Annotated in this window: 19 protein-coding genes and 1 CRISPR repeat array; of the genes, 10 read left to right on the forward strand and 9 right to left on the reverse strand. The window is 46.5% G+C overall.

All coding sequences use genetic code 11. The features are described from left to right. Window positions 1–138: 138 nt before the first annotated feature. On the reverse strand, window positions 139–1,140 hold the full coding sequence (locus J5A52_03815; GenBank protein QUB37247.1) for a hypothetical protein: 1,002 nt from the start codon (window positions 1,138–1,140) through the stop codon (window positions 139–141). After that, window positions 1,133–1,639, reverse strand: coding sequence for a hypothetical protein (locus tag J5A52_03820; protein QUB37248.1), 507 nt, complete (start codon window positions 1,637–1,639; stop codon window positions 1,133–1,135). The genes J5A52_03815 and J5A52_03820 overlap by 8 nt, the downstream gene beginning before the upstream one ends. A gap of 88 nt (window positions 1,640–1,727) precedes the next feature. On the opposite strand from J5A52_03820, the gene J5A52_03825 reads away from it, so the two are divergent. Then, window positions 1,728–2,291 (forward strand): aminoacyl-tRNA hydrolase, encoded by a 564-nt coding sequence (locus J5A52_03825; GenBank protein ID QUB37249.1) that lies wholly within the window; start codon window positions 1,728–1,730, stop codon window positions 2,289–2,291. 23 nt (window positions 2,292–2,314) lie between these two features. On the opposite strand, the gene J5A52_03830 is transcribed toward J5A52_03825, so the two are convergent. Genes J5A52_03830 through J5A52_03845 form a run of 4 tightly spaced genes read right to left on the reverse strand, consistent with a single transcriptional unit; the run spans window position 2,315 to window position 5,493 of the window. Next, the gene (locus tag J5A52_03830) at window positions 2,315–3,286 is read right to left on the reverse strand and encodes a hypothetical protein (protein ID QUB37250.1); all 972 of its coding nucleotides are present in this window, start codon (window positions 3,284–3,286) and stop codon (window positions 2,315–2,317) included. 35 nt (window positions 3,287–3,321) lie between these two features. Further along, a complete protein-coding gene (locus J5A52_03835) occupies window positions 3,322–3,840 on the reverse strand; it encodes a hypothetical protein (GenBank protein QUB37251.1) in 519 nt (172 codons plus the stop codon). Next, entirely contained in the window at window positions 3,837–4,730 is an 894-nt protein-coding gene (locus tag J5A52_03840) for a hypothetical protein (GenBank protein QUB37252.1), read from the reverse strand. Before J5A52_03840 ends, J5A52_03835 begins: the two co-directional genes overlap by 4 nt. Next, window positions 4,720–5,493, reverse strand: a complete 774-nt coding sequence (locus J5A52_03845; protein ID QUB37253.1) for a methyltransferase domain-containing protein — start codon at window positions 5,491–5,493, stop codon at window positions 4,720–4,722. Before J5A52_03845 ends, J5A52_03840 begins: the two co-directional genes overlap by 11 nt. A gap of 1,593 nt (window positions 5,494–7,086) precedes the next feature. Between J5A52_03845 and J5A52_03850 the strand changes: the two genes are divergently transcribed. Beyond that, window positions 7,087–7,530 carry a hypothetical protein gene (locus J5A52_03850; GenBank protein ID QUB37254.1) on the forward strand — a complete coding sequence of 148 codons (444 nt, stop codon included), beginning with the start codon at window positions 7,087–7,089 and terminating at the stop codon, window positions 7,528–7,530. A gap of 977 nt (window positions 7,531–8,507) precedes the next feature. Here the strand turns inward: J5A52_03850 and J5A52_03855 are convergent. After that, window positions 8,508–8,948 (reverse strand): hypothetical protein, encoded by a 441-nt coding sequence (locus J5A52_03855; protein QUB37255.1) that lies wholly within the window; start codon window positions 8,946–8,948, stop codon window positions 8,508–8,510. Between the two features lie 226 nt (window positions 8,949–9,174). Between J5A52_03855 and J5A52_03860 the strand changes: the two genes are divergently transcribed. From J5A52_03860 to J5A52_03880, 5 genes are all read left to right on the forward strand, one after another. Further along, window positions 9,175–9,762 (forward strand): CDP-alcohol phosphatidyltransferase family protein, encoded by a 588-nt coding sequence (locus J5A52_03860; GenBank protein QUB37256.1) that lies wholly within the window; start codon window positions 9,175–9,177, stop codon window positions 9,760–9,762. A 48-nt stretch (window positions 9,763–9,810) separates the two neighbouring features. Continuing rightward, window positions 9,811–12,198 carry a type I DNA topoisomerase gene (topA, locus tag J5A52_03865; GenBank protein ID QUB38008.1) on the forward strand — a complete coding sequence of 796 codons (2,388 nt, stop codon included), beginning with the start codon at window positions 9,811–9,813 and terminating at the stop codon, window positions 12,196–12,198. Between the two features lie 120 nt (window positions 12,199–12,318). Beyond that, on the forward strand, window positions 12,319–13,422 hold the full coding sequence (locus tag J5A52_03870) for an alpha/beta hydrolase (protein ID QUB37257.1): 1,104 nt from the start codon (window positions 12,319–12,321) through the stop codon (window positions 13,420–13,422). Window positions 13,423–13,736: 314 nt separating this feature from the next. After that, window positions 13,737–14,798 (forward strand): hypothetical protein, encoded by a 1,062-nt coding sequence (locus J5A52_03875; GenBank protein ID QUB37258.1) that lies wholly within the window; start codon window positions 13,737–13,739, stop codon window positions 14,796–14,798. Window positions 14,799–16,093: 1,295 nt separating this feature from the next. After that, window positions 16,094–17,707, forward strand: a complete 1,614-nt coding sequence (locus tag J5A52_03880) for an ATP-binding protein (GenBank protein ID QUB38009.1) — start codon at window positions 16,094–16,096, stop codon at window positions 17,705–17,707. 210 nt (window positions 17,708–17,917) lie between these two features. On the opposite strand, the gene J5A52_03885 is transcribed toward J5A52_03880, so the two are convergent. Together J5A52_03885 and J5A52_03890 are read right to left on the reverse strand one after the other, a co-directional pair. Further along, the gene (locus tag J5A52_03885; GenBank protein QUB37259.1) at window positions 17,918–18,214 is read right to left on the reverse strand and encodes a hypothetical protein; all 297 of its coding nucleotides are present in this window, start codon (window positions 18,212–18,214) and stop codon (window positions 17,918–17,920) included. A 399-nt stretch (window positions 18,215–18,613) separates the two neighbouring features. After that, window positions 18,614–18,754 (reverse strand): hypothetical protein, encoded by a 141-nt coding sequence (locus tag J5A52_03890; GenBank protein ID QUB37260.1) that lies wholly within the window; start codon window positions 18,752–18,754, stop codon window positions 18,614–18,616. Between the two features lie 986 nt (window positions 18,755–19,740). On the opposite strand from J5A52_03890, the gene cas9 reads away from it, so the two are divergent. The 3 genes from cas9 to cas2 are packed head-to-tail and all read left to right on the forward strand — an operon-like array spanning window position 19,741 to window position 24,429. Further along, the gene (cas9, locus tag J5A52_03895; GenBank protein QUB37261.1) at window positions 19,741–23,202 is read left to right on the forward strand and encodes a type II CRISPR RNA-guided endonuclease Cas9; all 3,462 of its coding nucleotides are present in this window, start codon (window positions 19,741–19,743) and stop codon (window positions 23,200–23,202) included. Beyond that, window positions 23,202–24,116 carry a type II CRISPR-associated endonuclease Cas1 gene (cas1, locus tag J5A52_03900; protein ID QUB37262.1) on the forward strand — a complete coding sequence of 305 codons (915 nt, stop codon included), beginning with the start codon at window positions 23,202–23,204 and terminating at the stop codon, window positions 24,114–24,116. Before cas9 ends, cas1 begins: the two co-directional genes overlap by 1 nt. Next, window positions 24,106–24,429 (forward strand): CRISPR-associated endonuclease Cas2, encoded by a 324-nt coding sequence (cas2, locus tag J5A52_03905; protein ID QUB37263.1) that lies wholly within the window; start codon window positions 24,106–24,108, stop codon window positions 24,427–24,429. Before cas1 ends, cas2 begins: the two co-directional genes overlap by 11 nt. Window positions 24,430–24,469: 40 nt before the next feature. Beyond that, window positions 24,470–25,561: a CRISPR direct-repeat array (repeat unit 36 nt; unit sequence ATTATATCAATATCTAAATTGTTAGGGAACTATAAC). The last annotated feature ends 450 nt before the right edge of the window (window positions 25,562–26,011 follow it).

Genomic DNA, 26,011 nt, shown 5'->3' on the forward strand with positions numbered 1-26,011 from the left:
AACGCAATACCACACCACAAAAAACTCTTTCATAGAGTAGAGAATATCGTCGCTATCACTATTTGCTCATTACCAAAAGATAGATACCATAAGACATGAGCCCAATCTTATTACACCTGTACTCAGCTTATCCGTAACTTAATCGCGCGACAATCGCAGCTCTAGCTCTTTGCGCTCGCGCGTTAGCGCGCGGTAGCGCTTCAGAGCACGCATCAAATCATTGCATTGCTGCATATCAAAATCAAATACTTTCAAAAGCGCGTCGTCGATCTCTTTTGCTGCCTTCTGCACATCTTTTAGCCCCGCTAATCCCGGCACAGAATCAAGATAAGCACTGCGAATACTGGCTGTTTTTTTCTCATATAGTTCCAGCTTCTTCGTCGGGCTCCTACGTGCTGCTGCGCTCATCTTTTCGAGCGCTTTCTCGTATTCATGCCGCGCCGCCAACACCTCAATCAAATCAATCCCAAGACTAAACAAGCGTGCCACTAGGCCGTCGTGCAGCTGCTCAGTTGCAAACAATTCAGTATCAATGCTCGCCAGCCGCCGCCGTGCCGCACGCGCCAGTTGACGGATTTGCCAGTGCGCACATATATACTGAGCTACACGAACAAATACATTTGCATGCCGATCCACTACGGCGATATTCCGCTGCCGCGCTACCGTACGGTATAAATAATAACTCACAAACTTATCAATCGTATGCGCCACCGCTTGATCGCCCGTGTCAACCAACGCTTGCGCTGTCCGGCGCGCGCGTTTGCGGCGGCTATTATATACCGCGTTAACTAGCGCCTGGCGTTCGCATACCGTGCGAATTTCAATCAGCGCCTGCGTGAGCTGCTTTACGCTTGCATCATCCGGCAAGAGCAACACGCGCGTCAGCATCTTATCAAGCTTACCCGTCTGAACTGCCGCTACTATGCGCTGCATACGCGCCATATACTGGTCGCGCCACGCTGTATAAAAATCAAGCGCCGTCGCTTCGGGCGTTTTAAGCCGCTTAGCAATTCGGCGCTGCTGCCGCGCATAATTTGCATACGCCCGGCGCGCCTCAGCCCGAAACAAAAATGGACGCACTTCGGCGCGCTTATCAAGCTCGCGCAGCTGTACCGCATACACATCACAGAACTCAGGCATACGCGACCCGCACCTTTCGGAATGAGCACTCCATCACATCCTGCCACGATTTACCAGCCGCATTGTAACGGCGAACGGCACCGTCAATCGCAACCACGCGGACAAGCGCCGGGCTGTACGCCGTTTGGCGGCTATAGTACCGCAAATCTTCAACTGTCCAGCGCCGTCTAGCCGGGTAGCGCCGTTTAATCAACGCCGCCGCCTGGCGATAAAAATACGTCGGATCGGCGTACGGCGGCATATATTTATCAACTGTTAGACCCATGCCTTTCAGAATCCGCTGCACGTCAGCCATCGTCTGCATCGCGCTCGGCTGTGCCACAAGCAATGCATACACCTCTTTGCCGCTGCGAAAAAGCGTCGCATACGATCCAGTCCCTGTCTCAACATCGTCGCACAAAAACTCATCAACCGGCAAGTCAACATGAAACATTTCTGTCGTAATTCCTTTACATTCTTGGCGGCGGAACTGGTTGTACTCATCTTCGTGCTGCATCATGCTTACACTATACTATTTTAGTGACTAAAAGTCAATATTATAGTCATATACCTTACGCCAATCACACAGTTCTGTTATAGTAAAATTTATGAAACTAATCGTCGGTTTAGGCAATCCTGAGTCGCGCTACGACAACACGCGTCACAATGTTGGGTTCGCAATGCTTGATCAATACATAGCGGCACAGAAAATTACATGGCGCGAGCAAGTGAAATTTCACGCTATCACTGCTCATACGATAATCGGCAATGAAACAATCATACTTGCTAAGCCGACAACATACTACAATGATTGCGGTATCGCCGCACGCGCACTAATAGATTTCTACAAGCTATCGCACGACGATCTGCTGGTTATTCACGATGACATCGTACTTGACTTCGGCAAAGTGCGCATTCGGCGGGGCGGACAAGACGCTGGCAACAACGGCTTAAAGTCTCTCCATCGGTATATTGGGCAAGCGTTTTGGCACATTCGTATTGGCGCTGACAACCCGCGCCGGCGGCAAATTGGCGATATTGATTTTGTTTTGAGTGAATTTAACCGCAACGAAGCGCAGATACTAGCAGAGTGGACCGCGCCAACTGTCGCTCGTATCATTGACCAGTTTATCGCAGGCGCAATCAGCGCAACAAGCTACCGGCTACCGTAAGTAATACAAGAAGAAATCTATCATTACTCGCCAAACATCATCAACTGCGACGCAAATACGTCGTACGTCATTTCTTCGGCGCGATCGCCAATGAGTACGATTTTTAACGGTTCATCAGCGTGCGCCGTGCGCAGCTCTACATGGGTTGGCGTTGCCTCAATATGCCGACGCGCACCGCGGCGATCGGCAAACGCGCCTTTAAGTCGGCGCAGTCCATACGCTTGAACCAGCTCAGGCCACAGCGTTTCGTATGCCTTACCGTCCGCTTGCAGGCATGACGTATAAATAACGCTATAGGTTGGATTGTCTGGAATAGCCAGCTCGCCGTCATACTCATCAAAAAACGTCAATAACCCAGACGGCGTCGATAAACCTTTCGCGTCAAATCGTCCGTGCGGCGCACTGAGGACGCGCGCGTAGGGCAGGGCAGCACGCTCTTTGCAATAATCTCGTGCCTCCGCTTCTGTCAGTAGATCTTCCTTTGTCACTAGCACGGTATCGGCAGCCTGCATCTCAAGTGCCTGCGCCGCGCTAACACCACGCAAAATCTCATGCGCGTCAATAATATAAAAACTATGCGCCAGCTCATACCGCTTAAACACACCAGCACTTACCAATCGCTCGACTAGATTCATCGTCCGCGCTACGCCTGTTGCCTCAATAAACACCGGGGCAGGCGAGGAGCGGCTAAAATCATACAGCATCCGCGTGAGCGCATGCGCCGACGAACAACAGACGCAGTCGCCCGCCAGCGTCGTAACAATGTCTGCTAAGCCTTCCAGCCGGTAGCCATCGATGTTTTCGTTCGCAAACTCATTTTCAATTACGCGCGAACCTGCAAACTCATCCAATCGCAGCAAAAACTCTAAGACGCTCGTCTTGCCCGCGCCCAGCGAACCATTCACTAGATAAAGCGGCAATGTATCGTTAGCCGCACGCTCGTCATCAAACGCCGCGTTGATACTAAATTCCAGGTCGTTGTCGCGTTTTGCCATGAACCTCATTATACCCTAGAAAAAACGGGAATAATTCAGTCAACGTCGTGCCACTTTTTTACGATGCCATTCTCGCAGCAGTACTCATGCTGCCGCCATTCCTGCATGAATGCCGAATCGTCTTCAATCGCTCCAATTTGAGAGAAGACTTGGCTAATAAGCATACCGTCAGGATACTGAGTGCGGTCATCAAGGGTTGGCTCGCCTTTGTCTCGCAAATAGTCGTTAAGAAATCGAAAGCGCTTCGTGCAGATATAACCCGGCCGCGCACAGTGCATCCGCAGGTCATGTAGCGTTCGAATTGGCTGCGGTTCGTCTGCATACGCCTCAAATTTATACATTAACCATATCAGCGGCGTTGCAAACGTCATTGCATCCGACAATTCAGCTTGCGCCTTTGTAAGCTCGCTTAACCGGCGCGTCAATTTGTCTACTGGCATCCCTTGCAGCTTTTGCTTCGCAAGCTGATGGCTGCACGCGCGAATCTTGTCGCTATATTCTTTATAAGCATCGTATTGCTCTAGCAATACATCAACTGCCTGTCGCGCCGTCATTGTTGCATCTCCGCAAAAAATATATCATGTGTAATCTCATGCGCTCGTTCGCCAATAATAACAATCTTGTTTTGCTGATCATCAGTTTCATTGCTGCGGAATTGGTGCGGCGTTGCCTCAATATGCCAGGACTGTATCTTGTTATGAATATCGCCCTTAAGCCGTCGTAGGCCATACGCGCATTGCAGTTTTCGCCATACATCCTCAAGCAAATTCGGCGTTATGTCAGCCGCCGCCACGTCGATAACGCTATATGTTGAAGTATCCGCTCTTTGCGCGTCTTCGCCATATAGCATAGCACGCTCTAGCGCACGCGACGGCGATCGCAGCTTCGTCATATCAAACTTGCCAAAATGCATAGGAGCAACATTCGTAAGACCACGGTTACGCAGCAGTGTCTGCAGGTCGCGTGCTACCTCGCTAGGTAATCTATCAATCTTACTCAATAGTACGATATCTGCCGCCTGCGCTTCTCGCAGCATTGCCTCAGGCACACGCTCAACATCACACTCAAGCGCATCAAGCACATAAAACGACTGCTTAAGCTCATAATGCTTAATCATGTCTGCTACAATGAGCTGTTCAATAAGCTTTAACGAATTCGCTACACCCGTCGACTCAATGATCACCGGCGCAGTTGAAGAGGAGAATGCGCGCAGCAAAGAAATAAGTTCATCGCTGCTACTGCAGCAAATACATGAACCTGCAATTGTTGCCACCTCGTCAGCATGCCTTGCAACAAGCGCCGAATCAACGCTTTCAGCGGCAAACTCATTTTCAATCACGCGCGCGCCAGAATATTGCTCTTGTTGCAGCAAGTATTGCAATAATGTTGTCTTACCTGCACCGAGCGAGCCATTAACTAAATACAGCGCTCTGCTATTCTTCATCGCATTCCTTTCTGTACACGAACACCGAATTAATGACTTCGTCTGTTGGATGGTATTCTTCCTGCAATACAACATGCGTAATTTCACTTGCGGCAAACGCCGGATAAAGCAGCTCCCGCGAACCGCGCGCGCTCCGCACTACCACCCGACCATTAGGCGTAAGACTTGGTAAAATATGATCAACAATACGCTGCTTATCAGCAACCGACTGTCCGGCTAGACCAGCTATATACACCACATCATAGAAGTCAACCGGTAGATCAACCGACCGCCCATCACCGCATACGAAGCTGCACGGCCACTGGAGCGCCTGCGCTAGCTGTTTTGCTAGATCTACCGCTACCTTGCATGAATCAATGTGGGTAATCTTAGCACCTGTTATCCGGTATAGCCACCATGCCGTCAACGGTAACGAACCGCTGCCGATAATTGCAACACGGGATTGTTTACCGAGATGCGCACCAGACCGTTCAATCAATTGAATCTCGCGCGACGTCAATGCGCGATAGTTATCTTGATAAGGGAATTCGTTTACTGCCGCCGATGAATCGTCCGCTTGAATGATTTTTTGCGCCCAAAACCGCTCCAGTTTTCCCTCAGCCTCCGAACAGCGGCACTGCAAATCATGCAGCAATGCCGCATCGTCAACGTGCCACTGCGGATGCATAATAACCGCTTCAACGAGCTTTGAGAATGCTTGATTAACTTCTGGCGATGGCGCTAACTGCGGTAATCCCATCACTTGTTTAATTACTGTATCCATACGCAGCCAGTATGCACTGTCTGTACAATTACTGCAAATTTGTTGCAATTTATGTTGCAATTGCCAAAAAATCAAGCCAACAAAAAAGCGCCAGGTAAGGGTGGGCATCACCTGGCGCCATACTGCCCTTCGTCCCACCCGTCTTGGGTATACGTGATCCACCTCACACATACTGGTGATCCGCTGGACAAAGGGGTTAGTAAACGCACAAAGCTGTCTATAGCGGCGGTCATAGTGGAGGGTAGGTTACTAATGGCCGCACTTTATGCGCTACCTAACAGAGAATCCACCATAATGGCGAATTCTGTTATTAGAATAGGGGGTATAAGGTACTTGATTTCTCTCTTCCGAGTCAATCAATCACTTCCAATATTAGCACACAATTGACAAAGTGTCAATACCTTTTACAGAAATTTGTATTAAAATCAATAAAATCGTACTAAATGACACTACCAGCCTCCAGAGCTTGCATCATAGCATAGTGCTACCCACTAGCGCGAATTTAGTATCGGATTGACGTTTTCAGGCAGGTCATCGCCTGGCATTTTCGCATCCTTGCACCGGTTGCAAATGTTGCAAATTCGAAGCAAACGGATATCGGTCACGGAACAGGGAGCTGAGGAATTATAGTAAGAAAGGACGATTCCGTATATGCCTTGCTAATGTATGATACACTATTAACGAAACAAGCTAGCTTTAGGCTATCTCCACTTACGTTGGAGTAATAGGAGGAATAGTAGTAGTAGTAGTAGGAGTAGCACTATCAGAATAGCCATTAAAGCTTCAGAGTAGGTGATGGGTAGTGGGTAGTGCTACCACTACCCATCATCACCATTGCCCTCACTATTGCTCTTACTCACAAATATCCAATCACTATCACTCTTACCCTTACTTTTATCCTTACTCTTACCCATAAACATCCAATAATTTTAGCTATTCTCTTAGCCTAAAAATACCGGATATCGATATCCGGTATTTCTTGTTTATTTTACCCCTGTTATCTTTTATTCTTTTTTCTCTTCTTTTATATATAAATATATAGAGGAGAATTATATGGTAAGAATTAAGAAGAATTATATGGGATTATGGAACTATGAAACTATGGGAGTTATAGAGTTATAGAGTTATAGAACTATAGAGGATATCATTAAAGAGCTATGGAGAGTTAGGAGTATAGGAGTTAGGAATATAGGAGTATAGGAGTTGTTAAAGAACTACTTATAGAGAGGTAGAGAGAATTAAGAGAATTAAGAGAATTAAGAGAATTAAGAGAATTAAGAGAATTAAGAGAATTAAGAGAATTAAGAGAATTAAGAGAATTAAGAGAATTAAGAGAATTAAGAGAATTTAGAGAATTTAGAGAATTAAGTAAATTAAATTAGTTAGTGAATGAATGGATGGGTGGATGGATGAGTAAGCAAATAGATAAGCAGACGAACAATAAACGTTTAGCACTTAAGAAAGGGCAGGTAGATATACTTGAGGTGTTGTATGGGTGCAGGTTTGGAGGGTGTTGGTTGTTTTGGGTTGGGTTAAAGTACCCTCGAATATACCTACTTGACAAAACCCCCTTTCCGTGGTACAATGAAAACCATGAGTAGTTTAGAGAGGAAATATTCAAATAACAACCGTAATGATACGTACAAGGCACCATTATGGTATCGTCTACGTACTAAGATTGCTGTAGGAATGGTAGCAGCAGGAGCAGTATTCGGCTTTAACAGTTTGTCTCACGAAGACAATACCGATAATGCTCCACAGCAAGAACTTGCTTGTGTTTCAGAGCAGACTACGCTTAAAGAAAGTAACGATGCGATTAATAAGCTTTCAAATGGCATCAACGAAGAAGATGGCAAAGAACGCACAACTGCTGTTCAGTATGACGCTCAAGCGCAGCAAGCAAGGCTCAATGAAGCGCACGGTGGGTCTGTCAATGAGGATGCTCCTGTTAACGTAACGGTATGCCGAACAGATAACGGTAACCTAGAAGCTAGAGTTGACACCATTGGCAGCCATCCTGAAGAAAGCGATCGATAACTTAATCAAGTTAAGTAAGATACTAGCTATTAATCAGCTAAGCAAGCAATCAGGCAAAATAACTAATTAACTAAGCTAAGCAACTAATTTAACTAACTAAACCGCCAACTACAGATATGTTGTTGGCGGTTTTGTAGGAGTTAAGAGAAGCGCGCTGCCAAAAGCGATCGTGTATTTATGGTTTACGGAGGCTACTTTAGGGGTGCTGAGGTGTTGAACGCTTAACTTAACACCCTAACCACAACAATTTGCCTTAAAGACTTCAAGCGGGGTTAAGCCGCCTAGACGCTTTCTGGGTCTGTTGTTCAATAGATTTTCTAAGTCTAATATACATTAGAGCCGTAAGCTTTTTGAAGTCAGTGCCTTTAGGATAAAAATCTCTAATTAGCCCATTAAAGTTTTCATTCCTGCCGCGCTGGCTGGATTTATACGGGTTAGCAAAGTAAATATCTGCAGCCAGTGTTTTCTCAAGTGGCACGGCCAGCTGCTAAACTCAGCCCCCATTGCCGTAAGTAATGGTGGCAACATTACTTTTGCTAAAGACTCTTTCAATATCCACCTTGGTTTGTTTGGTAATACTGGCGGCATTGCAGCCAATAGCTAAACTAATAGAGCCTAATCCGGACTTGCGCTCGGTATGGGTTAATAGGTACATTAAATTAAAATGGAACAAGCGTAAGTTAATGGGTCTTTAAATAACTTGAGAATGGTTGGCTTTGTGCCATCCATTCTTTACATAGATCCTGTAACTGGTGCGTTAAGATACGTTGCCTATAGAGCTTACGCATGTGACGTTTAGCTAGAATACCTATCTCCACTCCACAGGAGTTAAGCTTTGTTTAGTATTAGATAACTGAATAACACACCTCAACCAGCTACGCTGAGTCCACAGGGAATGGAAGTACCGCCACTCGTTGGGCGAATATGAGGGCGTGTAACGCATAGTTCTCTTTCTGGTAGATTGTGCTTAGAATATTCTAGTCTTCATCAACAAAAAGAGACCATGGGACGATAGGAGGATCGTCGACGAATGTTGCATCACTTTCCTCTACAGCCTGACGCCACCGACGGTATGCTGGAGAAGGTTCACTTGCTTTAGCAAGCTCCTTACGGACGAAGACAATATCTTTTGATAGTTGCTCGCAATCAACGTCTTTCAGTACAACGGGGGATGACGTCTTCGTTTCTTCGTCATCATCAACGCTGGTAGGCTCTGACACTACTGCATACGACATATCTGCTACACTCTCTTGTCTTGCATCCTGAGGAGATGCTGTTGAGTTAAGGGGCTGTTTAAACAACTCTCTTTGACAATGAGGACAAACCGCATGAACTGCTCGAGATCCCATTTCGCGTGCAGAATCAACCGATTCTGAGGTGGCCTCACGGTCTGGTGCTGATGGTATTGTTTCTCTCATAACTGTGCGAACCATTATAAATGGTGGCGTTAGTTATGACAATCCCTGGGGTTTGGGTTCAAACCAGAGTTTGTCTACTGCTCTATACTCCCTAGAGAAACCCTGCGCAGTATATCTGTCCGAATCTCGCAGGTCAGAAGAAAACGACAGTATAACAAACGCAACAGGCATCTTGATATATCGCTCGCGCTTGCAAAGTTGTTTCTGTTCGCGTTACAGTTTTGCAATGAAACACGACCACTCACCGGAAAATAACCCACTCGCCACTACACGCGACATTTTCACGATAGCAAACGCAATGAGCGTATGTGGCGCAGTACTCGCTTGGAAAGGCGCCGAAGCTACAGAGACACCCAAAGGAGCTGCCATGCTTATCGCCGGACGGGGACTTGATGCGCTTGATGGCAAGGTAGCGCGCGCCACCAGTCAGACGAGCAATTTCGGCGCATTAGTGGACGCCGGTCTTGATAAAATCGCAACTGCAAAAATTATATATGAGTTCACGAAGAAGGATATTATGCCAAGGGAGATTACAGCCGCGCTCATCGGTCTACAAGCCACCAACGCGCTTGCAACCACCATTACCATGCTAAAGCACCCCGGCAAATCAATCCGCCCAACAACATCAGGCAAACTCGCAATGGCCGGAGAAATGGCGTCAATATTCGCTTATGGTATTGGTGCCGCCGCAGAACAAAGCGGTCACAAAACGATCGCAACCGTTTCCCGAACCGTTGGCGGGCTCGCTTTCGCCACATCACTGCCATGCGCGCTTCATGCCTCATGCGCATACGTGCGGCAAGCTGCACAATAACCACCTCAAGCGATTTGGCATTTTTCGCAATGCGCTATATTATAGACAATTATGAAGAACCTCGTTATCGTCGAGTCGCCGGCAAAAGCAAAAACTATTGAAAAATATCTTGGACATGATTTTCATGTTTTGTCAAGCGTAGGGCATATTCGCTCTATTGCGAAGAAAGCCAAAGACGGCACGCCGCCGATTGATGTTGCACACGATTTCAAAACTATCTACGAGGTTGATCCCGAAAAGGAAAAAATTATCGCCAAGCTAGAAAAAGCCGTCAAGGCAGTCGGTGCAGCGAACGTCTGGCTCGCTACCGATGAAGACCGCGAAGGGGAGGCGATCGCCTGGCACTTATGCGAAGTTTTAAACCTTGACCCTGCCACTACTAAGCGTATTACCTTTCATGAAATCACCAAACCTGCAATTGAAGCAGCAATCCAACACCCGCGTACTGTTGACATGAAACTCGTCGAAGCGCAGCAGGCAAGGCAAATTTTAGACCGCCTCGTTGGCTTTGAGCTAAGCCCTGTCGTCTGGCAAAAAGTCCCAGGCGGTAAATCCGCCGGACGCGTGCAGAGTCCTGCTGTACGCCTGCTGGTTGAACGCGAGCATGAAATTGAGCAATTCGCGGGTAGTTTCCAATTCAAGGTTACCGCCGTATTCATATACGACGGACAAGAAGTCAAAGCCGAACTTAAGCAGCGGTTTGATACTGAAGCTGATGCGCGCGCCTTCCTAGAATCACTGAACAACGCAAAATACATCATTGACGATATAAAGACATCGCCATCAACCCGCAACCCTGCCGCGCCATTCACCACCAGCACGTTGCAGCAAGAAGCCAACGCCAAGCTAGGTATGAGCAGCCGCGCCACTATGGCGAGTGCGCAGAAATTATATCAAGAGGGACGCATTACATACATGCGTACCGACAGCGTAAACCTATCAAAACAGGCAATTGCCGCTAGCGCCGATCACATCAAGCGGCTCTACGGTATTGAATACAGCCACGCCCGCACATTCAAAACGAAATCCGCCGGCGCACAGGAGGCCCACGAAGCAATCCGCCCAACTGATGTCACGCGCGAATCGGTCAGCGGCAACGGCTACGACCAAAAGCTCTACGACCTCATCCGCCGGCGCACGCTCGCCAGCCAAATGGCATCCGCCAAGATAGAGAACACAACGGTAACGATCCGGATTGAACAGGCAAATACTAAACAGGCGGTCAACAGTGCTGCTAATGCAAACGATCTCGTTTTTGAGGCTAAAGGACATACCATTGTCTTCGACGGCTTCCTGCGCGTCTACGGTGGCGGCAAGGACGACACTGTCCTACCGACATTTACCGCCGGCGATCTTGTGCGCGAGTATTCCATGGAGGCGCGCCAGGTCTTTGCTCGTCCGCCTGCGCGCTACACTGAAGGTACGCTCGTTAAAAAACTTGAAGAACTTGGCATTGGACGCCCAAGCACCTATGCCACTATTATGAACACGATCCAAACACGCGGTTACGCTGAACGCGGCGAATCCGAAGGCAAGCCACGCGACGTTATCGTGCTGCAGCGTATCGATGGGAATGTTGAACGCGACATCCAGACTGAAAAAACCGGCTCAACCCGCGGCAAGCTCATACCAACACCGGCGGGCGAGCTTATCAGCGGCTTTCTTACCGACCATTTTAAGCCAGTCGTTGATTACGGATTTACCGCCAACGTCGAGAAAGATTTCGATGACATCGCGAGCAACAAATTAACGCGCAATGCCATGCTGCACAACTTTTACGAACCGTTTCATGCCCGCATTGAGCAATCGGGCGCAATTGACCGCAGCAAAGTTGGCGATTCGCGCGACATTGGCACCGATCCAAAAACCGGTAAACCAATCATCGCGCGCTTCGGACGCTTCGGACCAATGCTCCAGCTTGGCAGTACCGATAGCGACGAGAAACCGCACTTCGCGCCACTGCCGCGTGGTACAAAAATCAGCACCGTCACATTAGAGCAAGCACTCAAAGCGTTTGAGTTACCGCGGCTTGTCGGCACAACTGAGGACGGGCAAGATATTAGCGCTAATATCGGACGCTTCGGGCCATACATTCAAGTCGGCAAGCTATACGTCAGCCTAAAGGAGGATGACCCGCGAGAGATTACCGAAGCAAAGGCGCGCGAGCTATACGCCGCAAAGTTGCAGGCTGAAGCTGAAAAACATATCGCCGATTTTGGCGACGTCAAAGTACTTAATGGGCGCTTCGGGCCATACGTCACTGATGGTAAAAAGAATGCAAAAATCCCGAAAGACACCGACCCGAAAACAATCACAGCCGAACAAGCACGCGAGATGCTTGCAGCTGCACCCGCCAGACGCGCACGCGGACGACGCAGCGCCACGCAAAAAGCCAGCAAATCACGCGCCTCATCGACAAAATCAAAGAAAAAATAATTCTACCGCATCGCAATAGGTAGAACGTGAATGCGGAAAAGCCGTCACACCCAGACACCACGTTACCCAGCGAAAAATCGCGTCTTGACGCTGTTATTGTAACAGTGTATTATCATAAATATGACATTTCGTCAACGTTTCCGCAAAGTGCGCCACTGGCTTTTACTCTGTTTGCTCGCCGTCTGTATTGCGTCGCTATATTCACTATCAATCAAAAACCCGATTGGCAATTCCTATGCAATGTACCGCCTTGGTAAAGTGGCTCGCATCATCCACGACGTACCATACTGCAGCGGAGACGCTGAGCAAACAATTGATATATATCTGCCGCCAGAATCAACCGACCCAGCCCGCACCCACGCATCATGTCCGCTCGCTATTTATGTTCACGGCGGCGGCTGGAGCAAAGGCGACAAACGCAATGCAATCGCCGATTTCTACGGTGCCGCTTTGGTGCGCGCCGGATTTGCGTTTGCGTCGATTAATTACCGCTTAGCACCACGGCATCGCTATCCAACGCAGAATAACGACACCGCCTGCGCCATCAATACACTCGCTGCAATTGCATCCCAGTATGCCATCAATACGCGTAGTGCCATATTAATAGGCGATAGTGCCGGCGGCTTTTTAGTGAGTACCTATGCGCTTTCTACCGCCAAACCGCCCGTGACAATTCGCGGCGTCGTAAGCCTGTACGGTACAACCGATTTAGTGCGCCAGCTCAAGCTAGGGCGCCGACGCAATCCTAACGCCTTTAACTACCTCGGGTCAGCCGACTTTGCAACCGCTAAAAAAGCCAGTCCGCTTTATCATAAAATCACCGGCACGCCGCCGCCGTTTTTATTCCTGCATGGCGCCAAAGACAAGGTCGTGTCGCCCGACCAATCGCACTTACTCTATGAACGTATCGTCGTACAGCAGCCGCTCAGCCGTTTCATTCGCATATCACACGCCGGACATGAATTTACCGGCGCATCAAACCTAACACGAGCACAAATCCGCGAAACCGTCGTGAAATTCGCCGCCGAGCATGCCGGAGTCCGCCTAGAAGACGGCGTATTTGACGACATTGACGATATCGACACGCAGGCGCTCTTGTCTACGCCGCCGCCCGCGATTGATATATCAGCCGATATTGATACGTCAAAGTACTCATCGCATACACCTGCGAGCACCGTGCCTATCTTTAATTTCGCTACACCACTACTGGGTTCTCAGCCTTAAACCACTGTAGCTAGCGCTTAAATATTTTGCTCATCATGATATTTATGATGTGGCTCTATCGTCGTTTTACATACATCACCGACAATTCAACAGAGGTAGTTTGACACGGTACAAAAATGTTTCTAGCCTTATCATTCTTTTTCGGTAAAAAAAGTGCCAAAAAAACATTTACCATAAGCGTCTATATTGTGATACAATATTTATAGAACCGTGAGGGTTTGACATTTATAACACTATATATTATAATTAATAAATCATTTATACTAACCTAACACTATAAAAGCCTCAGGTGAGGCGGAGGCTGGAGATACTATATGACCGAAGTTGCTGGCACCGACACCGCATCGACAATCAAAACCGCCATTCAAGACATTTTGAAAACGATCGATCAAGAACGCGAGCGCGAGATTATTACGCGCCGTTTTGGTTTATTCGACCGCAAAGAAACGCTTGAGCAAATCGGCGAGCTCCTTGGTATCACTCGCGAACGCGTGCGTCAGCTTGAGAAAGCAATTATTATTCGCCTAAAAATCGCGACAGAAGAGGGCAATATTCCAGCTGTTCGCACCATTGAACGCCTCATCATCCGCGACTTGTCGGAGAACGGTCGCATTGGGCGCGTCAACGACATCGCCGAACGCTTGTCGCCCGGAAAAGCAACAGCTATCCGCACGCACGTCGCATTTATTGCCGAACTCTCACCACGCCTCACAACTATCAACGAAACCGACAACTATTACCAGGGTATTAGCATCGCCGAAAACGGCGACGAAAAGAAAATTCGCAGCAACATTGATACCATTGTTAAAACGATCAAAAAACACGGCGAACCTATCGACATTGAAACGCTCCACGGCATGCTCACTTACGAAAGCCCAGCGCAAGTCCGCGCTCTCGCGAGCCTATCAAAACAGCTCGCTAGCCTAAAAGACGTTTGGGGACTCACGAAATGGCCAACCGTCAATCCGAAGAATATCCGCGACAAAATCTACGTTATCCTCGTAGGTAATGGCAAACCGTTGCATTTCTCGGAAATCGCTAAAGCGATTAAAACAAGCGACTTCAAGCGCAAGAATGTCACCACGCAGGCGATCCACAACGAGCTCATCAAGGACAAGCGCTTCGTGCTCATCGGCCGCGGCATTTACGCGTTGCAGGAATGGGGCTACTCGCGCGGCACGGTGTCGGAAATTATCGCAAACGTGCTCAAAGACGCCGGCGAGCCGTTGCACCGCGACGAAATCGTCAGGCGCGTACTTAAGAGCCGCCGCGTCAAAGAAACGACAATCCTCCTCAACCTGCAGAGCAAACCAGAATTCAAACGCGTCGCTAAAGCAACGTACGCCCTCGCCGACGCTGCACAACACGAAAGTTAAAGGAATCAGAATGACCTGGTTTCTTCGACGTTAACCATCGTAAAAGAGGCTACGTCACTAATCTCACTCGAACGATCAGATGAAACAGAGGGCGCGGGCAGCGCTTATTGCTCAGATTATGATATAATATAAAAGATATTATGTCATTCGTTTTGTCAGTCGTCAGCCTACTCATGCAATGGTACGTTTGGATGCCAATTGTACTCGTTTTAGGGTATATGACCTGGCGCAACTACCGCAGCATTGACGCCGTAAAGAATATTGAAAGCGTTCTATTAATGCTTGAGATTCCAAAAACAAACGACAAGTCCGAGCTCGCCGCCGAACAAATGTTTGCAAGCTTACACGGTATCTTGCGCGATGCGCGCGAACTCAGGGCGAATGGCGGGTACCAAGAGCACCTCAGCTTTGAAATTGCCTCGGTCGGCGGACGCATTCAATTCTACGTCTGGACGCCAAAAGCACTGCAGAGCTTCGTTGAAGGACAAATCTATGCGCAGTATCCACAGGTACAAATTCACACTGCCGAAGAAGATTACGTCACACACGAACGCCACCACACCGTCGTCTATACGTCGGAATTATCACTAACCGATCGAGAGTTTCTGCCGATTAAAACGTTCCAGAGCTTTGAAGTCGACCCGCTCGCCGGTATTACCGGCACACTCGCCAAGCTTGAAGACACAGACGAGGAAATATGGATTCAAATGCTCGTACGCCCAGTGCGCGACGACTGGCATAAAGCGGCAGACAGTTGGATTACGTCAATCAAAACAGGCGGTTTCAACTTATTCGGACAAGGCGGCGGCGGACGATGGGTTGCCAGCTTGTTTGAAGCGCTGTGGGCGCCGCCAGAGCAGGGAACTGGCGCGGCGAAAGAGTTGTCCGAGCGCGATAAGACACGCATCGCCGAAGCTGAAAAGAAAGCAACAAAACTCGGTTATCAGGTAAAAATCCGCGTTGCCTATTTAGGAGAAAGCGTTAGCGACGCACGTTTGCGCATGCAGGGGATTGTCGGCACATTTAAGCAGTTTAATTCAACCAACCTTAACGGTTTCAAGATGACAAATGACAGCTTCGCTAAAGAAGCGCTCGCCAAATACAAAACGCGCCTGTTTGCCGACCGCGGCTATCTGATGAATATTGAAGAAGTCGCAAGCGTGTTTCACTTACCACATACCAACGTCGAGACACCAAACATCGTCTGGGCAAGCACCAAGACTGCCGAACCGCCAGCAAAACTGCCAGTTCTCACTGGCGATCCAGCGCAAGACGAAAACATTTCAGCATTTGGCATGACCAATTTCCGCGGCATCAACCACCAGTTTGGCATGCTGCGCTATGACCGCTCGCGCCACGTCTACATCATCGGACAAACGGGAGCAGGAAAATCAGGATTACTTGAGTTGTTTGCGCTCAGCGATATTTTCCACGGACAGGGCTATGCGATTATTGACCCGCACGGCGATTTCGCAATTAACAATATGCGCTTTATCCCGGGTTCGCGACTAAAAGACATCGTCTATTTCAATCCAGCCGATACACAATTTCCGCTCGGTTTCAACCCGCTTGAAGTAACAAACCCTGAGCAAAAGAATAATATAAGTTCAGAAGTCATTGGCGTATTGAAGCGCATGTTTGGCGAAAGTTGGGGACCGCGCCTTGAATATATTTTGCGCTACACAATCCTCGCGCTCCTTGACCGTCCCGAGACTACAATGCTTGACATTACGCGCATGCTCACCGATAAAAAATTCCGCAAAGAAACGCTTAGTTACTGCCAAGATACTGTCGTATTGCAATTTTGGAATGTTGAATTTGCCAGCTGGACGGATAAGTTCCAAGCAGAAGCAATTGCGCCAGTGCTCAACAAAGTCGGCGCCTTTACAGCAAACCCAATCATTCGTAATATTATTGGTCAGCCAAAGTCAACGTTTAACATCCGCCAAATCATGGACGAGGGTAAAATCCTCATCGTTAACTTAAGTAAAGGTTTAATCGGCGAAGACAACGCCGGCATCTTAGGTTCATTCATCGTCACAAAAATTCAGCTCGCCGCTATGAGCCGCAGCGACATTCCCGATGTTAAAGATCGCCGCCCGTTCTACTTATACGTCGACGAGTTCCAGAATTTTGCCACTGATAGCTTTGCAACGATTTTGTCCGAAGCGCGCAAATACGGTCTCAATCTTACTGTTGCGAATCAGTATATCAGCCAAATGCAAGACACGGTGCGCGACGCCGTCTTCGGCAACGTCGGTACAATGATTTCATTCCGCGTCTCCGCCGACGATAGCCCGATCCTCGCTAAACAATTTGAGCCGCAATTTGAGCCAAACGATCTCCTGCAAATGCACAACCGCAATTTCATCATTAATATGGTAATTAACGGCGAAAAGGCACCAGCATTTAGCGCAAAAACGTTAAATCTACCAACCTACCAAGACGATAATACGGGGCGAATCATCCAGTGGACGCGCGAGCATTATTCGCGCCAGCGATCCGAAATTGAAGCCGAAATCAACGAGCGTATGCTGCCGCCCGAAAATCTCACCGTCAAGCGCCCCGGACCAGCCTACACGCCGCCAAAGACACCCGAACAGCGCGCCGCCGATCGCATAGCCCGTCAGCAAGCACAACAAAGTCAAGACCAGCCACAGCCAGCAAGAGAGGTGAGCGTCTCGAAAAAGACGCTATCACCAACCATTGAGTCTGGCATATTGCAGATCGACCATGGACGCACTAAGTCATCAACGAAGGCAGCTACAAGCACTGCGAACACTACTCTAGTAAAGCCCACATCCGGCAAAAGCGAAGCCGATAATAGCGACGCTGCCACTACAAAACCAAAGCGCAAACGAACTCGATCAAGACGGAAGAAACCTGCCGCCGCAAAGAGCAATGAGTAAATCTTATACTTAAGCAAGCCCCTATGCGTCGGTAACTATATCAAACAATTGCTCAATCGTCCAACCGGTCAGCTGACACCCATTAAACAACTCTATATACAAAAAGAAATAACCCCGCACGAATAACCCGTGCGGGGACGCCTGGATTTCAGGCGGTTTCGCTGGCTCAGTTTATGTGCGCCCACCAGCTGGGCGCGAACACCTTATTAACTACTCTTTCTTCTCATCCTCCTCTGTCATATATGGCGCCATGGCAATAAATTCCCCGGAGAACAGCAGCATCGCGATGTCTATTGACGCCACAATCAACTTGAGGCCGTAGTCCCAGTTGTTTACCCTCCAGACACACGCTTGGAAGGTAAACACCACCGTCAAGGCGGCAATTACAGCGATACAGGTGGCGACGCCTCGCCACCTACTACTTTCAAAGGCCTTGTTGACCGTGGCTCCCACGAGCAACGGTGAAAAAATAATAAGGACAGCGATCGTGTCAAGAAAAGAGCTCACAGCTCTTCCTTTCTTGTTCTATGAGGTGCCAGCCTTTGGCGCCTCAAGTCCTTAAGCATCTGACTTAAGGACGAAGTGCCTAGATGATAGCTGATGCCATCAAAAAGGCTAATATATATTATATCATATAAGGAGGACGTGGTTCACCCAACCAACCCGTAAAGCCATAGTAAACCGTAGGAATGCTATTGGGCTGGCGAGCAGTTCTGGCTGGTTAGCTCTTGCCATCCATTCTTGGCAAAGAGAGTCTAGCTGTCTCGTCAGGATTCTTCCGCCGAACAGCTTCCCGAGCATACCGCTTTGTCACGCTCCAGACATTCTCTCCTTGGTTGGTACTGGCAAAGCACCCTTTGCTATGATTCCAACTCTCATGAGCGTAGCCAAGTAGTTCTTAGCTCGTCATACGCCCCACCATTTGTCACTCGCCACTAGGCTGCCTGCTACGATGTAATCCTGAACAAATTGTTCAAGCGATTGTCTATCCCCGGCTGCCGGTAATGCGTAGGGCAATGCGCCCAGTCGTAGTATCTTTAGCGCCAACTACGATGTGCTGAGGCTGTTTGGATCGCCTCTTGCCAAAAGCTTTCATCTACTTACACCGCACCCTCCAGCATGGTGGCGAGCTTGCTGCTGCCAGGCAGTTGCTTGCGGAATCGGGCAAACCAGCGCCGAACAGTAGTATAGCTTACGCTAGCTAATAGGTATGACGTTTCCGTTGAGCGTTTTGTTTGCTAGCAGTAGAGCAGGATGAACAGAGCTGCCGGGGACTTAGCTTCATGCCGTATAACCAACTAGCCTGGTAGCTGGTAGCTGGTAGCTGGTAGGCCGGTATTTCTTGCGGCACAGTTTACACCACAGATATTTGTTGCAATAGTTTTCATGAAGACCCTTATAGCAGCGAGGACAAGACGCCTCCATCGCCAAAGACTAGTTTGTTAAGGATCTGCCAGTATTTCTTGTTACTGGCAAACTTTTGGTATGGTAGGCATTAGGAACATCTCCTTTCACTTAGTTGCTATTCACTCCTAAGTTTATGGGAGGTTCTGGTTTAGGTTAATGGATCGACGTTAAAGTCAATACTTTTTACTAAAATTATGTCATAATATTAAAATTTATAATTATAACTATTACACTTACCGGAAACTAACTTCCCTAGTATCACAGTAAGATATACGTTACAGTGTGAGTAATGAAATATGATGAAGATGGAGGAGAGTGATAGTGCGAGGGTGTGGGTATTTACTATGAATACGCTTTGATATAAAAACTTGCGCACTCAAGCGAATGTGCAGTATAATAGCAAATACAGTCCCTTAAGTAAGGATTGTATCAATATCTGAATTGTTTTAGGTTTCTATAATAATTTAGCTACTTAGGATTTATGTCTTAACATAAATTACGGTAGAGAGTTCTATTGAGAATCTAAAGCAAAGCTCTAATCCACCCTCCGATATCCGCTGGGTGGATTATCTTACTCAGTAGTGTTTATGCTTGGAATTTAGCAAAAATCATTATATAATTTATACATGAAACCTTCAAAATACTCTCTTGGACTTGACATTGGTACTACCTCCGTCGGCTGGGCGGTCATTGATTTAGAAAAAGAACGAATTCATGATTTAGGCGTGCGGATTTTCGAACGACCAGAGGATCCACAAAACGGCGACTCGCTCGCAAAACCGCGCCGCGATGCGCGCTCAGCTCGCCATCGACTCAAACGCCGCCGCCAACGCTTAAATTATCTGAAGCGATTCTTTGTTAATGAAAAAATTTTAACGCAGGCACAAATCGCAGAAATACTTGATCCGAAATCAACATACAATAAGCTAGATGCGTATGCACTGCGCGATAAAGCCCTTAATCACAAACTTACCGCCGAAGAGCTGTTTAAGGTACTCTATCAGATTAGCAAACGGCGAGGATTTAAGAGTAATCGTAAATCTGTAGAAGAAACAGATCGTGAAGGTGGTCGTGTTAGCAAAGCGTTAACAATAAACGAACAGCTCTTGGCAGAAAGAGGCTACAAAACCGTTGGACAAGCACTCGCGCAAGATGAAAAATATACTGAGCACAAACGCAACAAACGCGATAGTTATACTAATAGTTTTGCGCGAGCAGACTTTATTCACGAGCTAGAAGAAATTATAAAATCTCAACGAAAATACGCTCTAAACAACGTGGGCGACGAAGCCCTACACAGCCTTATCTACGGCGTCGACTCAGACGGTTTATTGACTAACAGTAGTGCTATCATGTACCAACGCCCGTTTATGACGGAAGAGCTAATCAAAAAGATGGTTGGCGAGTGCACCTTTGAGAAGGGTGAGAAACGCGCACCACGAGCAAGCTATAGTTTTGAGATTTTCCAATTTGCAAATAATTTGGTGAACCTCGTTTTCGTACCGAAAAATACGAATAGCCGCCAGGCAAAGCGCGAACACTTTAGACTAACGCTGAACCCAGAGCAAATCGCAGCTGTCGTCACTGAAGCAAAAAAGACTGCATCAATCACTTATAAAAAAGTTCGCCAAGTCGCTGGCATTAGCGAAGAATATGCTCCGGGGTATGTTCGCGGAAAGATAAATAAGGACGACCCGTATGGCGAGAAGAACGAGTTTGGCAAGCTAAAAGCCTACCACGACATCAAAAAAGCACTAAAAAGCACACCCGAAGATTGGGTGAAAGTTGATAACGAGTCAACACTCAATGAAATCGCCTATATTCTAACAACTGAACGTGAGGACGTTGAGATTCTCAAAAAATTGAGTGGGCTGGCACTTTCGGACGAGGCAACGTATGCAATTCTTAAAATTAACCCAAAGAATTTTAGATCATTTGGACATCTATCTATAAAAGCTTTGCAAAAAATCACGCCACATATTTTGAGCGGATTAACCTACGACAAGGCCTGCGAGAAAGCTGGTTATGATTTCCGCAGAAAGTCTGCTAACTTAGAACAAATCACTAACCCGGTCGTCAAACGGGCAATTTCACAAACCAATAAAATCGTGCAGGCAGTAATTCGTAAATACGGCAAACCGTATTTTATCAAGGTAGAGACCGCTCGAGATTTAGCAAAGAATTTCAAAGATCGCAAGGCGATTGAAAATGAAAATAAGGACAACCAAGCCTTCAATTCAGAGATTAAAGAGATTATTGAACACGGCTACAACATAAAGCCCAAGACTAAACGCGGCAAGAATTTACTTGAGTTTTTGAGAGAGAATAATGTGCCGCTTTCGCAAAATATTGACGCAAACGGGCAAATGATAACTAAGGTCAAACTTTATCGAGAGCAGAACGGTAAATGTTTATATTCTGGCGATCCAATTGACTTTCAAGCCATGATCCACGATGACAACGCGTATCAAATCGACCATATCGTGCCATTTTCGCGTTCAAACAACGACGGCTTAACGAATAAAGTTTTAGTGAAGACTGAGGAGAACCAAGAGAAGGCGAACCGCACGCCATTTGAGTATTTCGGCGGTGACGAGACGCGTTGGAAACAATTTGCAGCACGCGTCAACGCAACATACCAAACACGCGATATCAAAACTAGCGATAAAGCAATAAATAGCGAAAACTATAAATTCAACGGCTATGCTATGCGCAAAAAGCAGAATCTTCTCATCGAGGAATATAAGAACGACAGCTGGAACACGCGAGCGCTGAACGACACGCGCTATATTACTCGGTTCGTACAAAATTATCTGCGCCAGACAGTTAGCTTCGCCGAAGGAGACGATAAACAACGTGTGCTTGCGCCAAACGGCACGATAACCTCGTATTTACGTAAACGCTGGGGTTTGAGTAAGGTGCGTGAAGAAAACGTGTTACACCACGCAGCCGACGCAGCAATTGTTGCGGCAATCGACAATAGAATCATCTGCCAGGCCAATCTTTTCTCGCGTGATCAAGAACTGAAATTATACACACAAACCATAAAATCAATTGAGGAAAAGAAACGTATTTTACTCAAGAGCACAGACCAAGAGACGGGAGAAATTACTGAGGAAGATCAGTTTTCTCAAGCCCAACGCGAAAAAGCAGAGCTTGAATATATTAAGCAGAGCATGGACGAAAATTCAAAACACCGTTTTCCTGAGCCGTGGGCGGACTTTGCTAAGGAAATTCGCAAGCGTACGCTGGATACCGACACAGAAACGCTGCGAAATGAATTGTATGGCTTAGAGGGCTATGACGATGAATTTCGCTCACAGGTGCGACCGATTTTCGTTTCACGAATGCCGCGTCGAAAAGCAGCCGCCCAAGCTCATAAAGAAACGATTCGTTCGCCAAGAGTAAAAGATAATGACCAAAGAACAGTACGTATACCGCTGAGTAAAATCAAGATTAAAGATGTTGAGAATTCTGTTCTGAAAGAGTCGGACGCATGGCTATACAGTAAGCTCATTTCACTATTAGAAGCAAACGACAATAACCCTGAGAAAGCATTTGCTGAGCCAGTCTATAAAAATGATAAGAAATTTGATAAACACAGAAAACCGCTCATGCCAGTCTCGACAATAAAAGTTTATTCAACACAACCATCCGGTTTCTTGGTAAATAAAGGTAGAGCATTCGTCAATAACGGCTCAATGATTCGCCTAGACGTATATCAGAAACAGAATCAGAAAGGCAGAATTGAGCATTTTTTCGTACCGGTTTATGCGCACCAGGTTGGCAAAAACCAATCCACACCAACAAAGATTCTACCCGCACCAAAAGGCTTTGCCGATGTTGATGAGACATTTACAAAAGTCTGCTCACTATATCCGAATGATTATGTACGATGTTATTTTAAAAATACAATTGAAGAAGGCTATTACCTCGCCTACGACTCAGCATCTGGGCGAATTACCGTCCTAAACCATTCCGCAGCGAATAAAGAGGGCGATAATAGAGTTCGAATCTCGCCTCGCTCGGCAACCCTCATTAAGCGTTACGATATCTCAATCCTCGGCGATAACGCCCCGAGGTCATAGTGGCCTGGCGCGTAATCGGTATTCAAAATCCAAGTCGCCTAAGCCTACGCGATAATCAGCTTGTTATTACACAAAACGAAGAAGTAAACCTGCCAATTGAAGATATTGACGCACTGATTCTTGACAGCTATGGCATCACCACAACAGCAAATTTACTAACAGAGCTTGCGACTAACAACACAACGGTTGTCATTTGCGACGAAAAGCACCTGCCAGCTAGTGTATTATTACCGTACTCACAACACTCTCGTCAAGCAAAAGTTTCACGCCTACAGCTAAATATGAGTCAACCGCTGAAAAAGCAGCTCTGGCAACGCATCGTCATGCAAAAAATTTCCAATCAGGCTGACGTACTCCAGCACTTTAACCTGAACGATATGCCATTGCGCCAATACGCTGTCCAGGTGAAATCAGGTGATAGTACTAACCGCGAATCAATCGCTGCCCGTGCTTACTTTGATCAGTTACTTGATGACGCCACGCGCCGAAAACCGATCTGGCACAACGCGGCACTTAATTATGGCTATGCAATGGTTCGCAGTCATATTGCTCGGCACATCGCCACCCGCGGATTAGTTGCCTCGCAAGGTATTTTTCACCATAGTGAGTTGAACAGTTTTAACCTAGCAGACGACTTAATTGAGTCATACCGAGCAGTCGCAGACCTATTTGTGCTTGAGAGACTTGCACCACTCCATATAGGTAAGCAAGACACAAGTCTCACCAGGCAAGACCGTCAAATGTTAGTTGACATATTAAATTATTATGTTATAATACAAAACAAGAAGTTTACTCTGAAACACGCCGTCGAGAAAACGGTTGAAAGCTTCATTGAAAGTACAGGAGCAAAGGAGGCAAGTAAGCTTCTTTTACCAAAAATCAGCGCCTCCTGGCAGGGAAGGGATGTCATATAAAATCATGCGAGTGGCAGTTTTCTTTGATTTGCCAACCAATACTAGAGCTGAGCGCCGAGCAGCGACACAATTTCGCAAGTTTCTACTTGACGACGGGTTTGACATGCTACAATATAGCGTTTATACACGGCTATGTCCTAATCGCGATGTTGCCGAAAAACATATGATGCGCGTACGGCGCAATGCACCAGATAGCGGCTCAGTGCGATTATTATATTTAACCGAGCACCAATTTACTAACATGTACGTAATTGTCGGCGAAAAAACTGTACAAGAACGAGCAATTCCAGCCGCACAACTAGCATTTTTCTAAACTTAAATCCCTCTCACAACAGAGAGGGATTTAAGTAAGTATTATATCAATATCTAAATTGTTAGGGAACTATAACAAATTTTTGGCTGATTGGGTGCACAAGTTAATTATATCAATATCTAAATTGTTAGGGAACTATAACCAAAATAGGTGCGAAAAACAAAACATTACGATTATATCAATATCTAAATTGTTAGGGAACTATAACAAGAAGCGTTATTGGGTCTCTCAGAATTTAATTATATCAATATCTAAATTGTTAGGGAACTATAACTTGCAAGAGATTCTGGACAGAGAGGATTATATTATATCAATATCTAAATTGTTAGGGAACTATAACACAAAGTTTGTTGAACTGTATGATACTGAAATTATATCAATATCTAAATTGTTAGGGAACTATAACTCAAACCGCAAACGCTTGGTAAGTGCGCAAATTATATCAATATCTAAATTGTTAGGGAACTATAACAATAGACGAGGTTGTTTATTCCCATGCTGGATTATATCAATATCTAAATTGTTAGGGAACTATAACCGATCTTGTCTGGGTGCATAGGGTTAACTTATTATATCAATATCTAAATTGTTAGGGAACTATAACCCATCGCTGCCGTGATAGCGCCGATACTGCATTATATCAATATCTAAATTGTTAGGGAACTATAACTCCTTGATTGACTAGGGCGTTGCCGAAGTCATTATATCAATATCTAAATTGTTAGGGAACTATAACTTAGACGGTAATCGCTCCAGCTTCACCTTTATTATATCAATATCTAAATTGTTAGGGAACTATAACCTGTATGCGCTTCATAATGTCGCGCAATCGATTATATCAATATCTAAATTGTTAGGGAACTATAACAAAAAACGTTATTGGGTGTCTCAGAATTTAATTATATCAATATCTAAATTGTTAGGGAACTATAACGCTACATAACCAGCGTCGACACTCTTCTAAATTATATCAATATCTAAATTGTTAGGGAACTATAACTCAAACCGCAAACGCTTGGTAAGTGCGCAAATTATATCAATATCTAAATTGTTAGGGAACTATAACTCTCCAAGAAGTTGATAAACAACCCTCGCAATTATATCAATATCTAAATTGTTAGGGAGTTGCCACCTTCTGTGCTAAATCTGGGAACTTTGCTTCAACTAGGCGAAGACGCTTATCAAGAGACTCGTAGTTATGTTTCTGCTCTTTGAAGACTGTTTCGTCTGCTTCTTCACGGGATCCTTCTTCAATGAAGATGTCATGACGGAGACCAGTGATATCTGCACGGATAGTTAATTGTCCTGCTTCCAATGTTTCGAAGCGCCTTTCAAAACGTAGTTCCATGTCTCTTACTATGTTTGTAAGGTTCTTATGGTCACTGCGGATGTCAGAGAGTTGGGTGTCGATTGATTCGAAGCGTTGGTCGATCTGGTTAAAGCGTTCATCGATTTGTTCAAACCTCTCGTCAATCTGTTCGAATCTCTTGTCAATCTGCTCAAACCTCTCGTCAATCTGTTCGAACCTCTCGTCAATCTGTTCGAACTTAGTATTCATCGTCTCAGCAAGCGTTTTAACAGC

Source organism: TM7 phylum sp. oral taxon 349 (genome assembly GCA_018127705.1).
Lineage (GTDB): Bacteria > Patescibacteriota > Saccharimonadia > Saccharimonadales > Saccharimonadaceae > Saccharimonas.

What these genes read in the sequence shown, in the direction of transcription:
- J5A52_03815 (QUB37247.1), bottom strand. Translation starts at nt 1,140, where the DNA reads ATGCCTGAGTTCTGTGATGTGTATGCGGTACAGCTGCGCGAGCTTGAT.
- J5A52_03820 (QUB37248.1), bottom strand. Translation starts at nt 1,639, where the DNA reads ATGATGCAGCACGAAGATGAGTACAACCAGTTCCGCCGCCAAGAATGT.
- J5A52_03825 (QUB37249.1), top strand. Translation starts at nt 1,728, where the DNA reads ATGAAACTAATCGTCGGTTTAGGCAATCCTGAGTCGCGCTACGACAAC.
- J5A52_03830 (QUB37250.1), bottom strand. Translation starts at nt 3,286, where the DNA reads ATGGCAAAACGCGACAACGACCTGGAATTTAGTATCAACGCGGCGTTT.
- J5A52_03835 (QUB37251.1), bottom strand. Translation starts at nt 3,840, where the DNA reads ATGACGGCGCGACAGGCAGTTGATGTATTGCTAGAGCAATACGATGCT.
- J5A52_03840 (QUB37252.1), bottom strand. Translation starts at nt 4,730, where the DNA reads ATGAAGAATAGCAGAGCGCTGTATTTAGTTAATGGCTCGCTCGGTGCA.
- J5A52_03845 (QUB37253.1), bottom strand. Translation starts at nt 5,493, where the DNA reads ATGGATACAGTAATTAAACAAGTGATGGGATTACCGCAGTTAGCGCCA.
- J5A52_03850 (QUB37254.1), top strand. Translation starts at nt 7,087, where the DNA reads ATGAGTAGTTTAGAGAGGAAATATTCAAATAACAACCGTAATGATACG.
- J5A52_03855 (QUB37255.1), bottom strand. Translation starts at nt 8,948, where the DNA reads ATGAGAGAAACAATACCATCAGCACCAGACCGTGAGGCCACCTCAGAA.
- J5A52_03860 (QUB37256.1), top strand. Translation starts at nt 9,175, where the DNA reads ATGAAACACGACCACTCACCGGAAAATAACCCACTCGCCACTACACGC.
- J5A52_03870 (QUB37257.1), top strand. Translation starts at nt 12,319, where the DNA reads ATGACATTTCGTCAACGTTTCCGCAAAGTGCGCCACTGGCTTTTACTC.
- J5A52_03875 (QUB37258.1), top strand. Translation starts at nt 13,737, where the DNA reads ATGACCGAAGTTGCTGGCACCGACACCGCATCGACAATCAAAACCGCC.
- J5A52_03880 (QUB38009.1), top strand. Translation starts at nt 16,094, where the DNA reads ATGACCAATTTCCGCGGCATCAACCACCAGTTTGGCATGCTGCGCTAT.
- cas9 (QUB37261.1), top strand. Translation starts at nt 19,741, where the DNA reads ATGAAACCTTCAAAATACTCTCTTGGACTTGACATTGGTACTACCTCC.
- cas2 (QUB37263.1), top strand. Translation starts at nt 24,106, where the DNA reads ATGTCATATAAAATCATGCGAGTGGCAGTTTTCTTTGATTTGCCAACC.